This window comes from Metabacillus rhizosphaerae, from assembly GCF_037201795.1.
Taxonomy (GTDB): domain Bacteria; phylum Bacillota; class Bacilli; order Bacillales; family Bacillaceae; genus Metabacillus; species Metabacillus rhizosphaerae.
Genome location: NZ_CP147403.1, coordinates 241,533 through 257,602, shown reverse-complemented (window position 1 = coordinate 257,602; position 16,070 = coordinate 241,533). Strand labels below are relative to the sequence as shown.

Annotated in this window: 15 protein-coding genes; 8 read left to right on the top strand and 7 right to left on the bottom strand. The window is 35.2% G+C overall.

The features are described from left to right. Positions 1-18 precede the first annotated feature (18 nt). From WCV66_RS01320 to WCV66_RS01310, 3 genes are all read left to right on the top strand, one after another. Positions 19-1,152, top strand: a complete 1,134-nt coding sequence (locus tag WCV66_RS01320; protein WP_066327882.1) for an acyl-CoA dehydrogenase family protein — start codon at positions 19-21, stop codon at positions 1,150-1,152. Positions 1,153-1,446: 294 nt separating this feature from the next. Next, entirely contained in the window at positions 1,447-2,634 is a 1,188-nt protein-coding gene (gene megL / locus WCV66_RS01315; RefSeq protein ID WP_066327890.1) for a methionine gamma-lyase, read from the top strand. Between the two features lie 363 nt (positions 2,635-2,997). Beyond that, a complete protein-coding gene (locus WCV66_RS01310) occupies positions 2,998-4,419 on the top strand; it encodes an alanine/glycine:cation symporter family protein (protein WP_066327898.1) in 1,422 nt (473 codons plus the stop codon). 139 nt (positions 4,420-4,558) lie between these two features. On the opposite strand, the gene WCV66_RS01305 is transcribed toward WCV66_RS01310, so the two are convergent. From WCV66_RS01305 to WCV66_RS01295, 3 genes are all read right to left on the bottom strand, one after another. Then, the gene (locus WCV66_RS01305) at positions 4,559-4,873 is read right to left on the bottom strand and encodes a DUF5634 family protein (protein ID WP_066327899.1); all 315 of its coding nucleotides are present in this window, start codon (positions 4,871-4,873) and stop codon (positions 4,559-4,561) included. Positions 4,874-5,047: 174 nt separating this feature from the next. After that, a complete protein-coding gene (locus tag WCV66_RS01300) occupies positions 5,048-5,629 on the bottom strand; it encodes a YitT family protein (RefSeq protein ID WP_066327900.1) in 582 nt (193 codons plus the stop codon). Between the two features lie 556 nt (positions 5,630-6,185). After that, positions 6,186-7,463 carry an IS110 family transposase gene (locus WCV66_RS01295; RefSeq protein ID WP_338786039.1) on the bottom strand — a complete coding sequence of 426 codons (1,278 nt, stop codon included), beginning with the start codon at positions 7,461-7,463 and terminating at the stop codon, positions 6,186-6,188. A gap of 343 nt (positions 7,464-7,806) precedes the next feature. Here WCV66_RS01295 and WCV66_RS01290 point away from each other — a divergent pair, with 343 nt between their 5' ends. Both WCV66_RS01290 and WCV66_RS01285 read left to right on the top strand, forming a co-directional pair. After that, complete coding sequence (locus WCV66_RS01290; protein WP_338787707.1) at positions 7,807-8,808, top strand: cation diffusion facilitator family transporter; 1,002 nt, start codon at positions 7,807-7,809, stop codon at positions 8,806-8,808. Positions 8,809-8,961: 153 nt separating this feature from the next. Next, entirely contained in the window at positions 8,962-9,366 is a 405-nt protein-coding gene (locus tag WCV66_RS01285) for a hypothetical protein (RefSeq protein WP_338787706.1), read from the top strand. Between the two features lie 83 nt (positions 9,367-9,449). On the opposite strand, the gene WCV66_RS01280 is transcribed toward WCV66_RS01285, so the two are convergent. The 4 genes from WCV66_RS01280 to WCV66_RS01265 form a co-directional block, all read right to left on the bottom strand. Beyond that, entirely contained in the window at positions 9,450-9,821 is a 372-nt protein-coding gene (locus WCV66_RS01280; protein ID WP_066327921.1) for a hypothetical protein, read from the bottom strand. Positions 9,822-9,835: 14 nt separating this feature from the next. Then, on the bottom strand, positions 9,836-10,354 hold the full coding sequence (locus WCV66_RS01275) for an acyl-CoA thioesterase (RefSeq protein WP_066327924.1): 519 nt from the start codon (positions 10,352-10,354) through the stop codon (positions 9,836-9,838). Positions 10,355-10,664: 310 nt separating this feature from the next. Beyond that, positions 10,665-11,555, bottom strand: a complete 891-nt coding sequence (gene cidR, locus WCV66_RS01270) for a cidABC operon transcriptional activator CidR (RefSeq protein ID WP_338787704.1) — start codon at positions 11,553-11,555, stop codon at positions 10,665-10,667. Positions 11,556-11,646: 91 nt separating this feature from the next. Then, positions 11,647-11,760, bottom strand: coding sequence for an aspartyl-phosphate phosphatase Spo0E family protein (locus WCV66_RS01265; RefSeq protein WP_413789651.1), 114 nt, complete (start codon positions 11,758-11,760; stop codon positions 11,647-11,649). 402 nt (positions 11,761-12,162) lie between these two features. Here WCV66_RS01265 and WCV66_RS01260 point away from each other — a divergent pair, with 402 nt between their 5' ends. From WCV66_RS01260 to WCV66_RS01250, 3 genes are read left to right on the top strand one after another with little or no spacing between them, the layout of a single operon-like run. Next, positions 12,163-13,257: a GerAB/ArcD/ProY family transporter gene (locus WCV66_RS01260; protein WP_338787703.1), complete on the top strand. Its 1,095-nt coding sequence runs from the start codon at positions 12,163-12,165 to the stop codon at positions 13,255-13,257. Between the two features lie 31 nt (positions 13,258-13,288). Continuing rightward, entirely contained in the window at positions 13,289-14,854 is a 1,566-nt protein-coding gene (locus WCV66_RS01255; protein WP_338787702.1) for a spore germination protein, read from the top strand. Positions 14,855-14,883: 29 nt separating this feature from the next. Next, positions 14,884-16,038: a Ger(x)C family spore germination protein gene (locus tag WCV66_RS01250; RefSeq protein WP_338787701.1), complete on the top strand. Its 1,155-nt coding sequence runs from the start codon at positions 14,884-14,886 to the stop codon at positions 16,036-16,038. Positions 16,039-16,070: the final 32 nt, after the last annotated feature.

The following is a 16,070-nucleotide window of genomic DNA, read 5'->3' as shown; positions in this document are numbered from 1 at the left end:
GCTAGGGAGAGTGTAATCATGTCATTACTATTAGCAAAGGAACGTTTAGTACTTGATGAGTATTTTCCAGGTTTGGATGATAAACTAGCTTCTTTTACTTTTATGGAAAGAGAGTCTCAAGGAAATGAGTGTATAGATCTAATAAAGCAAATGGGTGTTCCGTCACTTATGATTCCAAAAGAGTATGGTGGAAAAGGTGCTAGCGCCTTGGATGCCATTTATATTCAAAGAGCAATTGGCTCTAGATCTCCTTCTTTAGCAATAGCATTGACAATGCATCAATTTTCAGTTGCATCATTAATTGGTGCAATAAGCGTACAACCTGAATTAGAGCGAATCTTAACTATGATTGCAGAAGAAAACCTTTTATTGGCTTCAGGGTTTGCTGAGGGGATTAGCCAAAATATTTTTTCACCTACAGTAGAAGCAATACCTGTCAATGGAGGGATAATTGTTAATGGTAGGAAAAAGCCATGCACTTTATCTCACAAAATGGACTTATTGACAGCAAGTGTTAAGTTGCCCAATGACCAATTAGCTATAATAATCATTCCTAGTAACACACCAGGAATAAAAGTAAATGATTTTTGGAATCACTGGATTCTTAAAGGTACTGATACTCATGAGGTGGTTCTTGAGGATGTATTTGTATCAAATGAAAATGTTTTTCATGCCGGAACTGAGCAAAACGTAAGTCCGGTCATTATGAATGGGTTAATTTGGTTTGAATTACTTGCTACAGCATCTTACATAGGTGTAGTTTCTTCCATGGTTGAAAAGGTTCTACAATCGGATAAGGCTCAAAATTTAGATAAAATACATGACTTGACTGCTGATTTAGTTCTGACGATGAATTCTCTTGAAGGTTTAGCATATAAATTTATCAATAATCAATTTTTAGACGTGTTGTTAAATGAGGTTTTATTAGTTAGAGATAGCATTGAAAGGAAGATTGAGCAAATTTCAACTCAATCAGCAAAACTATTAGGTGGTATGAACTTCTTAACATCTTTAGATACATCATATCTTCTTCTGGTGTCTCAACTTCTTACATTTCATCCACCTTCCAAACAAGATTGCTTTGCGCTATTTGAACAATATATTCATGGTGGTGAGAGTCAACAAGTAGGTGAACCAACAGTACTAAAATAATGGCTCTTTGCAATATTTATTTTATAGGCTATGTTATAGCGACACTGTTGATTTTGGCACTTTGTTGATTGAAGCGAACACTTGCAGCGGAAATCAACAACCAAGTTTAACAGTGCGATTCTATAAAAAGATGATAAAAGCATCTACATTAAAAGAATGTAGGTGCTTTTTGTTGCGTAAAAATACATCATTTAAAAAATTACAAGTATACCTGTGACGAAATAAGGTTTGAGCAAATAAGATATAAAATACAACCGCCTAGTAACTATCATGTTCCGGACAAGGGGGATAACAATGAAAAAAGAAGGCACATATCATTTTGAAACAAAGGCAATCCATGCAGGTTATACTTCGAAAGAGCACTCAGATAGCTTAACCCCACCAATTTATCAATCATCAACATTTACTTTTACATCATTAGAGCAAGGAGCTAATCGATTTGCAGGTGTAGAGGATGGCTATATTTATTCAAGGCTTTCAAATCCTACAGTTACAGTTTTAGAAAAACGTATGGCCCAGTTAGAAGAGGGGGAGGCGGCACTTGCATTCGGGTCAGGAATGGCTGCAGTATCAGCAGTTTTAATTGGATTAACAAAGGCGAATGATCATATTTTATGTTCAAGAGGTGTTTATGGGTGTACCTTCGGCCTGTTAAGGATGCTACAAGAAAAATATCAAATAGATCATACCTTCTCAGAATTAGCTACAACCGAAGAAATTATTTCAAAAATTCAAGAGAACACAACGTGTATTTATATTGAAACGCCGATTAATCCTACAATGAAATTAATTGACTTAGAACTAGTTGTAAAGATTGCTAAAGAAAAGGGAATAATGGTTGTTGTTGATAATACTTTCTCAACTCCTTATTTACAAAAACCTCTAACATTAGGCTGTGATATTACCATTCATAGTGCAACGAAGTACATTGGTGGGCATGGTGATGTAATTGCAGGTATCATTGTCGGAAATCATGAAGTTATAAGTCACTTAAAGAAAACGACTCAAAAGGATATTGGAGGAGTCATTTCTCCTTTTGATGCTTGGTTACTGCTTAGAGGAATCAAAACATTGGCTGTAAGGATGGATCGCCATTGTGAAAATGCAAAAAAGCTTGTCGATCTATTGGGTAATCATCCAAGGATTAAGGCAGTTTATTACCCTGGAGACCAAAATCACCCAGATTACGAAATAATGAAGAGACAAATGAAAAACGGTGGAGGTCTTCTATCATTTGAAGTTAATGGGACATATGAAGAAGCTGTAAGAGTGGTAAATCAATTAAAACTAATCCCAATTGCGGTAAGCCTAGGTGATGCTGAAACACTTATCCAGCATCCCGCTTCAATGACACATGCAGTCATTCCTGAAGATGTTAGAAAGGATATGGGGATTTCAAATGAATTACTTCGTCTCTCGGTAGGACTGGAAGCATGGGAGGATATTTGGGAGGATTTAAAGCAGGCTTTAGATTCATTGTGACAATAAAAAAGACCTGTTGAAATGCTAAGTGTGAGCAGGTCTTTCCTAATTCTATATGGACTACATATGTTTTAAACGTATTTAATACGATCGACCTTTTTCGTTATTTGTAATAATTTGAACACCTATAGTAATACGCTCTAAGAAGGAGGCTGGTTTTAAAGTTAGAAAAATAAACTAATGCCTAGATTTACTGAATGCGAATACCAATATCGTTTGTCGTGCTTTATTATCAAAAAATCTCGATGAAAATAAAGGTTTTTAGGAATTAGGTAATATGCTAATATAGTAAAAGTGTATATCTGTAGACGATTGTGCATCATATTTAAAGTCTAGAGTAAATAAAGTAAGGGGTGTTGTGAATTGAACATAATTGAAACGTTTATTAATGGAACTAATACATTACTTTGGTCATATGTTTTAATTATATTGTTAATTGGGACTGGTCTTTATTTTACTTTTCGAACAAAGTTTGTACAGTTTCGTTTAATTGGCGAAATGTTTAGGCTCTTAGGTGAAGGTGCAAGGGCTGATAAAAAAGGTGTCTCATCCTTTCAGGCTTTTTGTATTAGTACAGCTTCACGCGTAGGTACAGGTAACCTTGCAGGGGTTGCAATAGCAATCACAACTGGTGGTCCAGGAGCGGTGTTTTGGATGTGGTTGATTGCCTTAATTGGTTCAGCTTCTGCATTTATAGAAAGTACACTAGCTCAAATTTATAAGGTTAAAGATGGTAACAATTACCGAGGCGGTCCCGCTTACTATATGGAAAAGGCGTTAAATGCTCGCTGGATGGGTGTAACATTTGCTGTGTTAATTTCTCTAACGTTTGGATTAGCATTTAATTCGGTTCAGGCAAATACAATTACAAGTGCGTTAAATGGATCTTTTGGAATAAATAAAATTATCATTGCGATCGTCTTGTCTATCATTACAGCCGTTGTTATCTTTGGTGGGATAAAACGAGTTGCAACAGTATCAGAAATCATGGTACCAATCATGGCAGGAGGATATATATTAATTGCTCTGTTTATCATGATTATGAATATTTCCGAATTACCTGGTGTAATCGTTTTAATATTCGAAAGTGCTTTTGGTGTCAGTGAAGTGGCTGGTGGAGCTTTAGGTGCTGCGATGATGAATGGAATAAAACGTGGTTTGTTTTCAAATGAAGCAGGTATGGGTAGTGCTCCGAATGCTGCAGCTACAGCTGATGTCAGCCATCCTGTAAAACAAGGATTAATTCAATCTCTTGGTGTATTTGTGGATACACTTTTAATCTGTAGCTCAACAGCATTTATTATTCTTTTGTCAGGTCTTTACACATCAACAGAATCAAATGGTATCCTGCTTACACAAAATGCACTTGAAACAACAATGGGTTCTTGGGCTGGGATATTCCTTGCAATCATTGTTTTACTATTTTGCTTTAGTTCAGTTGTTGGGAACTATTATTATGGTGAAACAAACATTGAGTTTATCAATACAAGTAAACTATGGCTAAATATTTACCGTATTGCAGTAGTTGGCATGGTCGCATTTGGATCTCTTGCATCGTTAAGCTTTGTCTGGAGTCTTGCTGATTTACTAATGGGCTTAATGGCGATCATTAACTTAATTGCGATTGTGCTACTTGGGAAGATTGCGATCTCAGCACTCAATGACTATTTGAAACAAAAAGCGAGTGGGAAAAATCCAGTCTTTCATGTTTCAAATATTAAAGGTCTAAAAAATGTTGAAGCATGGGGTGGAACTTCAGAAAAGAGAAGTGCCGGTAACAAATAAACTTTCTTGAAGATCATGTAAGGTAAAATGATTAGTCAATTTATAGTGCTAAAAAAATAAAAGCCTTAGCTCGATAATTTTTCGGGCTAAGGTTTTTGTTTTAAGACTGTGGATAAGTGCTACACATCCAGCTCATCTCCTAGTGAATCTCCTGAATTTCACGAAGGGCATCCTCTAATCCCTTAAATCCTTTCAAATCCTTCCTATCAGGTTCATCAGATTCTATTGTCCATTCTTTTTTCTCAGGAGCTAAACCCCCATGATTGTTCTTTAAATAAGATGAATGGATATGATAGGTCTTTCCTTCTTTACGAACTGTATAGCCTAAATAGTAATGATTATCTTGACCTTCTTCTTCAAAAATACCAATGTCCTCTATTCCATACTTATTAATAAAAGGTTGAAACGAATCCTGTAGTTCGTTAATAATTTGCTCTCTTGATAAAAAATCCATCTTTTCAACTCCATTTCAATTTTCCTCTTATCTTAATATGTCTTTCTTTTTTGTTGCTAAACACCTTTTTTTGAAAGGCTATGGTAAAGCTACTGTTGATTGGAGCGGAAACGTGAGACTTCTGAGGGAGTGCGAGTCCAAGTGAGTCACTCCAGGTGCTTGTACGTGTTTAGCCTAATCTGAATGTACAACATTTCTTGTAAATATACTTGTCGTAATGCCAACAAAAAGAATGGTGATAATCGAAAGCAAAAGAGTTTCGGTTGAAAATAACAAGCCACCAGATAAAATAACAACTGCATCAATAATAAAAATGAGGATACCCACATTCATACCTGTTTTATCAGAGATAAATTGAGCGACAAGATCTGTTCCACCAGTACTCGTTTTATATTTCAACATTAGCCCAATTCCTAAGCCAACTAAGATCCCGCCAATGATGGAGCTAGGAACTGCTTCAATACGAAAAAATGCATGGATTGGGTTTAAGATATCGATAAAAAAGGAAGAGATAACCATACCATGTAAGCTATTGTAAAAATAATCTCTATAGCCAAACCAAGCGATGAAAAAGATAGGAATACTAAAAATGATAATCATCAGGCCTGCTTTAAGGCCCCATAAATAATTTACAATAAGACCGATCCCAATGATTCCTCCATCCAACACTTTGTAGGGGACCAAAAAGTAATTTATTCCTAAGGATATTAAGATGCTGCCAATAATAATGATCAAGCCTTTTCTAATAAATTTCATTGATAACCCCTCCAAAGAAATTGGACATGTATTTATCATATGTACGTATTTGATTTTAAATGAAGTCTGCATTTTATTATTTGGCTGTTTTCGCAAACCTTGTTGCTTTTAAAATAGTATTGGGTTGGTTGATTGGCACTCCAGGATGCTCGCTTTCCGTGGGGCGGGCGATGAGCCTCCCTCTAGAAATGTTGGTATATCAACGCTTAAAACTGTTTTAATAGATAGAAAAAAAATTTTCACTTACTGATTTTCACTACAGATTATCATCAATTTCCAAAAGTTCAAAATATTGTTATTCTGAGGTTACGCTTCGCTAGAGTTAATTGGAAATGATTAACTCTAAGTGCTTATATGATGCACTTCGGATCTCTGCGAATCTTATGATGACGTACCCTCCCATGTCTCTTGGCGTCTAACGCGTACATTCCTTCGTTCGGTCTATTCATAAGGCAGAGGCTGGCTATGCTCCTCAAGGGACTCTTAGTCTAATGGCTCATTTCGTGCCAACTTCTCCGTGTCATCCTATTGTCTAGATTACAAACTAGGAAGTTGCTTAGGCTGCCTCTTTGAGGCAATGGAGATCTGTTAACATATGATTTACATTAAAGTGCACTCGTTTTGTACACAAAGCGTGTAGAATTTTTAGTAATTTCCCGCATAAAACAACCATGGCTTCTTTCTTCTTTAATGGATTGACAGTACGAGTCGTGTAGTAATGGTACAAAGATTTAAACGCTATGTTGTGTTGAATTATAGGGAGGATGACTCTAAATAATATAGCCCGTAACTTCCTCCTACCTCTTTTGGAAATTTTCTTTTGACCTTTGTGTTGGCCAGAAGAGTTTTCTCTAAGCGTGAGCCCCGCTAATTTAATTAATTGGCGTGGGTGCTGATATTGCCTAAGGGAACCTATCTCAGAGAGTAGTTCAACAACAGTATTTTCGCCTAAACCAGGAATAGATAAAATATACTCATAGTCTGTCAATTGTTGAGCGAGGTCATTTAACCTTGATGATAAGACCTCCAGTTGGTTTGAAAGAGCTTTGTACTGAGAAAGTAATGTATCCATTTCAAATCGGGCCATTTCTAGCCCCTCAGTTAAACCAATGGACTGACTGGCTATTGATTTTAGCTTTTGTATTTTAGAAACGGAAAGACACTTTATTCCTTCAACCCTTTTGTAAAGTGCGATAAGTTCTTCATCATTTTTCCCATCAAAATCGATTGGCAAAGGTGTCACCTCGAGAACAGCGCATGCGTTTTTACCGAAGCTTTTGAATACATGATGGAACTCAGGGAAATAAAGATCTGTCCACCGAATCATTCGATTCTTAAGTGATGCGAGGTCTTCCTGCATTTTAGTCCGAAAACTCGCCCCATTACGAAGTTCGGCTTCTGTCCCTTCTAAAATTCGTGTATAGTTGAACCGGCCATCGCGGATTAAAGAAGCGATAACGCGAGCGTCCTTTTGATCATTCTTAGTTTGAAGGTTATCATCTAATTCCTTCGTTCTATTCACATGCATAGGGTTAACCATGACAAATTGAATATTATTTTCGACTAAATAAGCAGCTAAGTTCATCCAATAATGCCCTGTGGGCTCAAAGCCGACTAAGACATCTGTCTTTTCATGTGATTCTAGTAGAGAATGAATCATATTGTGTAGTTGCTCAAACCCATCAAGGGATTGTATGAACGGAAACGGTTTTTGCAAAATTCGTCCACGATCATCGATAGCGCATGCGTAATGTTTTTTCTTCGCAATGTCTATTCCAATAACAAGTGTTTTTTCAGATACTTGATTAATTTTGGTATTCATATTACTATTCATCATATGGTCCTCCTGTATGGTGATGAGTCAATTTAGTCGTTGATACTCAAGCATCATACAAGAGGACTTTTTGTTTTGCAAGAAGCCTTAAGGATATTAAACAGGAATGCTCCTCAGCGCGAGCGCCTGCGGGGTCTCATCTGTCCCGCTACTCCCACAGGAGTCTCGCATATCCGTTCCAATAAACCTAATCAGTTTTGTTCAAAAACAACAATCTTTTAGAAAAGAGCCTATTATTTTTATATGAGCATTGGAATGCAATTTCATGTTCAAAAGTAATAATCCACGAATTTTAAAGAACAATAAACATATTATAAAATGCTGATTTATGGAGGCGTTAAACTTGAGTAATGAAACAGACAATAATGGATTTATTTCACTAATTAAAAAGGGGAATAAATCATCAGCAGTTGCAATGATTGGTAACGCGATTATTGCAGCTTGTAAGGCTATCGCTTATGTAATAAGTGGGAGTGGGGCTATGTTTGCATCTGCTATGCACTCACTTGCAGATGCAGTAAATCAAGGGTTTGTGTTTATTGGTAGTGTTCTATCAGAAAAACGGCCGACGCCACAATTTCCAACAGGCTTTGGACGTGTAATCAACATATTTTGTATGATCGCAGTCATAGTAGTGACCATCATGGCTTACGAAACAATCAAAGAAGGCTGGCACTTACTGCATCACCCAGTAGAAAATACCGGTGGGTTTTGGTTAAGTATAGGTGTATTAATCATTAACCTGGTTATTGATGGTGGAATTTTACTAAAAGCAATGAAGGAAATTCTAAAGGAAGCTAGAGTAGAAAAGACAAAAGGATGGGGAATAGCCATAGCGGCATTTAGAAACGTTGGTCGTGCAGCACCGCCTACTCGTTTAGTTTTTTATGAAGACATCGTAGCTGTTACAGGGGCATTATTAGCCTTAACCGCAATCATTGTCACAGCATTTACTGATTTCACAAGCTTGGATGGTATAGCTACAATTCTAATTGGCTTTTTAATGATTGGAGTAGCCTTTAGAGTAGGATTTGATAATATGGTTGGACTTATCGGGGTAGCTGCGCCAAAGGATATTGAAGAAAAAGTGTTCAGAACAATATTAAGTGATGAAGATGTTACAGATATTAAAAAACTCAGGATAATACAAGAAGGTCGATATTATCATGTTGAGGGCCTAATTGAATTAAGAAAAGGACTTTCACTTGCAGTTGCAGATGATATAAAATTCAGGGTGCAAGATAAAATTATATCTGATCAAGATATTACTGATGTTACTCTCGGTATTATAGAGGATGATGGGATTATGGATCTGTCCCCAGATCGGTTAAATGGTCTGATTTGAAACTAAACGTACTCAAGCAGTTTTCTTGCTTGAGTTTATTTGTGTCGTATTTTTTTAGCGCATGCAAAAAAATACATTATTTAAAGAAATATGATTTCAATTCCATATACTTCCTACATATACTGTTTATTAGCTTATTTGGGAGGTATTAATATGAATAACAAATATAAATTGTATGTAGACGAAATTTTAAATACATGGCAAGAAAAATTGAGAGAAGGTGCTTTTAAGCTAATAAATAAGTATGGTTATCCTGATGAAGCGTCAGCAAGTAAACTTATTTGGTATAACAATGGGGATTGGAAACGAACGATTGCCCACCGTGATGCAATAACATATCTACTGTCCAATAATCAATCAAACTTTCTTGAACAAACGTTTGAATATATGCATTCTTTGGATGAAATGAAAATAGATAATGAAAATATTTATGTAAATAGTACAAATAAGGAAATAACAATTTTTGGTGAAAAAGAAGAGATGAATCTTATATCCCTAAATATTCTTCTTGAAAAGGATAAAGAGAGTTATAAAAGCAAAAGTCAAAAGGTACTTTAAATGTCTTTTAAAAAGATGAAAACTACTGAATGAAAGTGGTTGCTACCCGAGGGAGTCCATTTTCGTTCAGTAGTGGATTTTTATTATTGTATAGATGATGAGCCTACTAACGATTCAGTGGTATGACCAAGAAGTAATAAACTAATCTTTGCATAGCCAACATTTTTATTAGCAACAAATAAGTCCTTGAGAACTTGTGAATCTATATCATTGATCAATTTTTGTACTTCTTTCTTATATAAGCGTAAAACAGATCCATAAACAAAATTAGGTGTGCAATTATGAACATCTTCATCCATAATTAAACAACCCATATATTGAAATTTGAATTGGAATGCTCTTGTTAAATTTACGACATGCAATAGTTTGTCAAAAAGTTGAGGAAAGTCCCGTTTTAATTGTTTAACCGCTTCTTCGGTGGCCTTCAATTCATCATGACTAGATATGGTAATCATTATTCGCCCTCCTCTTATTTATCCCAAGGTTTTCTAACTGTAATATATTCTGCTAGTTCCTTACTTTTCTTTCTTCTTAATCTACGCATTTCCGCTCTATCTTTAGCAGTGTTGTAGAGAAACTTTTCCTCTTCTGTTTCTGGGATAATACCAGGAACTTCTACCGGTTGTTTCTTTTCGTCTAATGCAACAAAGGTTAAAAAGGCTGTTGCAGCCATTCTACGTTCGCCTGTCATCATATCCTCGGCGATTACTTTACAAAAAATTTCCATAGATGTTTTTCCTGTATAGGTAACAAATGATTCAATGCAGACTGAATCAGTTTGGTGAATTGGACATAAAAAGTCGATAGAATCTGTAGATGCTGTTACACATTCCTTTACTCTAGAATGTCTACGTGCTGATAACGTTGCGACATTATCTAGTTTTTTCATCAGAACTCCACCAAAAAGAGTATTATAATTATTTAAATCACATGATAATACTTGGTCTGTACTAACAATGCGGCTTTCTTTTGTTTTTATTGCTTCCATTTTTAATCCATCCTTTCATATTGGATTTACACAGAAATTTGCTGTCTTCTGCATTTCTTCATAGAGATGATAAAGTGATGCTGAAAAAAGTTATTGTTTACTTGTTACAAGTTTAGACCTGAGTTTTTGTTAAGTAAAATGGTTATATTTTATCTGAAGTATAGCTTTTGTCTATGTAAATGCTTCCAAGCATAAATTAAGTGAATGAGCTGGAAGGGGAGGATTTTCAAGTATGGGCAAAAAGAATGTTTCTCATTTTTTTCCAAATAAAATAGACGACCCTTAACTAAGGATCGTCTATTTGAAGTATTCAAGAATTTTTATTTGTCAGATGTTCCTTCGTAAACTGTAACCATTCCTTTGCTGCAGTAGAAAGATATTTGTTTTTTCCCCAAATGAGGGCGAGGTTCCACCTGATCGAAGGATTTACTATTTTTACAGTTCGGACATTCTTGTTTAAATAACGGCAAATGCTTTCTGGTAAAAGGGATATTCCAAGCTTTGAGGCAACCATTTCTTCAATAAAGGACCATTGGGAACTTTCAGAAATAATATGTGGGTTAAAGCCAATATTATTACAAGCATTTATGATCCTGTCATTTAAAACAAAGTCCTTATTAAAAAGAATAAAGGATTCATTTGCTAATTCTGCTAAATTAACTTCAATTTGATTAGCCAATGGGTGTGTTGGGTGGAGGATTAGTTTCAAGTCCTCCTCCATAAAAGAAAAATGTTCAAACATTTCATTGTTAGTTGGAAGGACCACAACACCTACATCAAGGAGATTGTTATCCACATCATCTTCTATCTTCTTTGATCCATCTTCAACAAATTGAAAGGTAATCCCTGGATACTTTTCGTGAAAACTGCCAATTATTTTAAGGAAAAAGTGAGCATCAAATATAGGTGGTAAACCAATTCTAATATGTCCTTTTTTCAAACCTAAAAGATTATCTAACTCTATTTCTAAATTCGTAAACGCTTTGTCGATCAACTTTGCTTGTTCTAATATCGTATGTCCTGCATCGGTTAAGAAAAGCTTTTTTCGAGAGCGATCAAATAATGACACACCTAATTCTGTTTCAAGGTTTTTAATCATTTTACTAATGGTAGGTTGAGTTATAAATAGGTGCTCGGCTGCCCGGGAGAAGCTATTATTATTTGCAACTTCAATAAAGTATTGTAATTGTTTGATATCCAATGAATTCCACCTACTTGTATAATCTAGTACAGGTATTAATGTATCATTAATCTGCGACAATTCAAGTAATGTGGAACTCGATAGATAAATTTTAACTGCAGGATTTTAAAAATATCTGTGTTTCAAAAATAAGTCTATCTAATTCCTCACTATATTTAATTGTTTCAGGATTATTGAATCCCTTTGTTTGTGCTGTGACAATCATAAGTTTTCTTACTAGATTTATCTTATATGTTAATTCAGAGTAATACTTTGTATTCATATTTCATAGCTCCCATTAAAAGGTATGTTAAATATATCTATATTATTAATGATTTTGGTGGATTTTGAAATACCTTCGACAATTCTTCTATTAAAAAGACATTTTCTTTAAGTTCTTCATAGTGAGTCGACTAAAAACGATTAAATATGTTTAAAATCGATGAAACCTTCCATATTGTTAGCGGAAGGGTTTTTATGTTTAAGAATAAAAAGTCTGAATCTGTGGCTAATATATTGAGGTTATCAATTTAAAAATTGTAAGAAAACGCATAACAAGGATTAAATCGGAAAAGATAAATTTAACCAGAGGCGAAAATTTATGGTAAGGAATTGGTGGGAGTGACAGGTGGAAAAGGAAAAAATAAGCTCACTTCAACTATTTTATATTCTCATTGGATTTGAATTTGGAACAGCGATCATTCTTGGGTTAGGAGCAGGTGCAGAGCAGGATGCGTGGATAGTAATATTGGTGTCTACTTTATTAAGTATCGTTTTAATGAGTATTTATGTAAAGCTAGCATCTTTTTATCCGAATATGACGTTGATTGAGATCATTCCAAAGTTAATAGGGAAGTACCTTGCTTATCCTTTCATCTATTTATACCTTACTTATTTTGTCTACACTGCTGGAAGAGCTTGTCGCGACTTTGGTGATCTAATCGGATCAACGATTCTAGTTGAAACTCCTATAATCATCGTGATTGGTAGCTTTATGGTCTTGGTGATTTATTGTTTGCGTGGTGGAATTGAAATATTTGGACGAATGGGGGAGATAGTATTTCCGATCTTTATGATTTCGTTAATCATTGTGTGGATCCTCTTATTAAGTGTTAAATCTATTCAATTTTCTAATCTTAACCCTATTTTAGGGAATGGAGTAAAACCAATATTAAAAGAGGTATTTCCAAAGAATATAAATTTCCCATTCGGAGAAACGATTATAATTATGATGTTTATTCCTAATTTACAGAATCAAAAAAATGCAGGTAAGGTAGGATTTGCTGTCATCCTAATTGGAGGTATCCTTTTAACGATCAACTCAGTACTAATCCTCTCTGTTGTTGGTCCAGAGCTATACAAAATAGATTACTTTCCACTACTTTCGGCAACAAGGTTAGTAAGTATTGCTGACTTTTTAGAAAGGTTTGATGCACTAATTATCCTTATGATGGTTGCTGGGGTATTTTTCAAAGTGGGTGCATGGATGTATGGTGCAGCAGTAGGAATTGCACAATTATTCAATGTGAAAAGCAAGAAATCAATCATACTTGGGATAGGTACGATAATAATACCATTATCTTTATTAATAGGAAGAGACTTTGTAACACATTTAGAAATAGCTTTTAAGTTTCTTAACATATATGTTCTTACTTTGATGCACATCATCTTACCGATTTTATTTTTCTGTATTGCATTTATTCGTAAAAAAGTTCTGTCGTAATATTGATCATCCTATTGGGAGGTGCGTTGAAATGAAAATGAATAGATGGATGAAACTTCTAAGCTCTACTCAAAAAGTTATGAATAAAAATAGCAATACCCATACCAATAAGGATGAGACTGATTATTTAACAGGAACTCTTGAAGAAGATTTTTATAAAATTAGAAGAATGTTTGAAGGATCTTCAGACTTTAGTTATCGGAAATTTGACATAAATAAAACGTATACTGCAATTATTCTATACCTTGATGGACTAGTAGATATGAAAAGAATGGAAAATAGTATTTTGGAACCATTATTAAACCATAATCAAGATTTACAAAAAAAAACTCACCTAACTATTGTAGATATTGAAGATGTAATAAGCTCAGGACAAGTTGAAAAAGGAGAAACTATTCAACAACTTGCTGATCATTTATTTATTGGTGGGACAGTAATACTCATTGATGGGTTTAAACAAACGCTTTTAATAAGTGAACAATCATGGCCGCAACGATCAGTCGATGAGCCAGCTTCAGAAGCAGTAGTACTAGGGCCAAGAGAGGGCTTTACTGAAAATATACGAACAAATACAAGCATGCTTCGTAGGAGGATTAAATCCCCTCAGCTTAAATTGGAAAGCATGAAGTTAGGGAGACTTTCTAAAACGGAAATAGTTATAACCTATATAGAAGGTATTGCAGAGTCGTCATTGGTTGAAGAAGTACGAAGTAGACTAAGACGGATAGACATTGATGCCATTGAGGATAGTGGATATATTGTAGAATTTATTGAGGATAATCCTTACTCTGTATTTCCACAAGTATTACAAACGGAAAGGCCGGATCGTGTTGTTGGGAACCTCCTTGAGGGAAGAGTTGGGATAATTGTTGAAAACAGTCCATTTGTACTTGTTGTACCAGTTACTTTTTTTCAAATGATGGCTTCTCCAGAAGATTATTATGGAAGATTCCTTATGGCATCGTTTATACGATGCATCAGGTATTTATTTTTATTAATTGCATTGTTGTTTCCGTCCATTTATATTGCGGTAACAACCTTTCATCAGGAATTATTACCAACAAATCTCTTGTTTAGTGTCGCTGCCTCTAGAGAGAAGGTACCGTTCCCGGCGGTAGTAGAAGCATTGTTAATGGAAATAACATTTGAAGCTTTAAGGGAGGCTGGTTTGCGGCTACCTAGACCAATTGGATCAACAGTTAGTATTGTCGGTGCATTAGTAATCGGTCAGGCAGCAGTTGAAGCAGGGATTGTTTCCGCTCCCTTGGTTATCGTTGTTTCCATTACAGGTATTGCTTCGTTTATGTTCCCTAGTTACAGTTTGACAGGGGCGATTCGTCTTCTTCGTTTTTTGATGATGTTCTTAGCTGCACTGCTCGGATTTTATGGGATTCTGTTAGGTGTATTTTTTATATTGGTTCATCTTGTCCAGCTCCGTTCATTTGGGGTTCCTTATTTGGCACCTATTGCTCCTTTTAATTTCAATAATCTTAAGGATGTCATAATTAGGGTTCCATGGTGGGGAATGAATGAAAGACCAGAACAAACTGCTAAAAGGAATTTAAAGAGGTTAGCTTCAAAGAGACGTAAATATTAAATCGCTTCTAAGAGGGCAGGATGGTACAGATGAAAACAACTAGAATATTGGTCATTTTAGCAATGTCAGTCTTCTTGCTATCTGGTTGCTGGAATCGAATTGAAATAAATGATATTGCAATCGTTACTGCTGTTGGTTTAGATCTAGAGGACGATAAAATTCGTTTATCACTTCAAGTAGCGGTCCCATCAAAGCTAGGTCCAACTAGTGGTACAACAGGTAGTGGTGAAAATAGTACTTTTATGATTTCAGATACTGGTGACACACTTTCTGAAGCATATAGACATCTTCAAGGAAAGTTATCAAGACGCATATTCTTTTCTCATAGTAGGGTTTTAATAATAGGGGAAGAACTCGCTAAAAAGGGTGTTTCCCATATTCTTGATTTCTATTCAAGGTTTCATGAACCTCGTATGAATAGCTATATTATGTTTACAAAAGGTAAAGCCTTTGAAATTATCAAGAATAGACCTACATTAGAAAGTGTGACAGCTGAAGAAACAAGGGAGCTAACGAAGCTTAGTGTGGGGTTGTCTGTAAATATTAAAGAGTTTCTCGATATGCTTCTTACTGAAGGCTTAGAGCCGGTAGCTCCTCAATTTGCGTCAGAACCAATGGAAAAAGGAGGTAGTGGTAGTGCTGAGACTGATAAAACACAAGCAATCATTGGAGCAGCAGTATTTAAAGATGATAAATTGGTTGGGTGGATGAACGATTCGCAAACGAGAGGTATTTTATGGTTGCGAGATGAAATGGAACTTGGAGTCATTACCGTCAAAGTCCCAGAAGAAAAGGGTGGTGGCCATATTAGTACGAATATTATTCGAACGGAAACAGAAATTGTTCCTAAAATTAAAAATGGAGAGATAAAAATAGATGTAAAAACTACATCAGAAATGAATGTAATGGAAAACGCTTCTGAATTAAATTTAGATGATTCGAAAAACATTGATAAGTTACAAATTGAGATCGAGAAGGAAGTTAAAGACAGAATTCAAAGTGTATTAGATAAGTCAAAAGATGATCTTGGTACAGATATATTTGGTTTTGGAGAAGCTGTATATAAAAAATATCCAAAACAATGGAATGAGAAATATAAAAAAGATTGGAATGAAAGATTTACAGAATTAGAAGTATCGATTCATCCTACTGTTTACGTAAGAAGAATCGGTTTAACAAAATAGTATCATATCACTTAGTAAGAGAAGGTTTGATA

Excerpts from the sequence above, each read along its gene's own strand:
- WCV66_RS01320 (WP_066327882.1), top strand. The coding sequence starts at position 19 with ATGTCATTACTATTAGCAAAGGAACGTTTAGTACTTGATGAGTATTTT.
- megL (WP_066327890.1), top strand. The coding sequence starts at position 1,447 with ATGAAAAAAGAAGGCACATATCATTTTGAAACAAAGGCAATCCATGCA.
- WCV66_RS01305 (WP_066327899.1), bottom strand. The coding sequence starts at position 4,873 with ATGGATTTTTTATCAAGAGAGCAAATTATTAACGAACTACAGGATTCG.
- WCV66_RS01300 (WP_066327900.1), bottom strand. The coding sequence starts at position 5,629 with ATGAAATTTATTAGAAAAGGCTTGATCATTATTATTGGCAGCATCTTA.
- WCV66_RS01295 (WP_338786039.1), bottom strand. The coding sequence starts at position 7,463 with ATGAATAGTAATATGAATACCAAAATTAATCAAGTATCTGAAAAAACA.
- WCV66_RS01285 (WP_338787706.1), top strand. The coding sequence starts at position 8,962 with ATGAATAACAAATATAAATTGTATGTAGACGAAATTTTAAATACATGG.
- WCV66_RS01280 (WP_066327921.1), bottom strand. The coding sequence starts at position 9,821 with ATGATTACCATATCTAGTCATGATGAATTGAAGGCCACCGAAGAAGCG.
- WCV66_RS01275 (WP_066327924.1), bottom strand. The coding sequence starts at position 10,354 with ATGGAAGCAATAAAAACAAAAGAAAGCCGCATTGTTAGTACAGACCAA.
- WCV66_RS01265 (WP_413789651.1), bottom strand. The coding sequence starts at position 11,760 with ATGATTGTCACAGCACAAACAAAGGGATTCAATAATCCTGAAACAATT.
- WCV66_RS01255 (WP_338787702.1), top strand. The coding sequence starts at position 13,289 with ATGAAAATGAATAGATGGATGAAACTTCTAAGCTCTACTCAAAAAGTT.
- WCV66_RS01250 (WP_338787701.1), top strand. The coding sequence starts at position 14,884 with ATGAAAACAACTAGAATATTGGTCATTTTAGCAATGTCAGTCTTCTTG.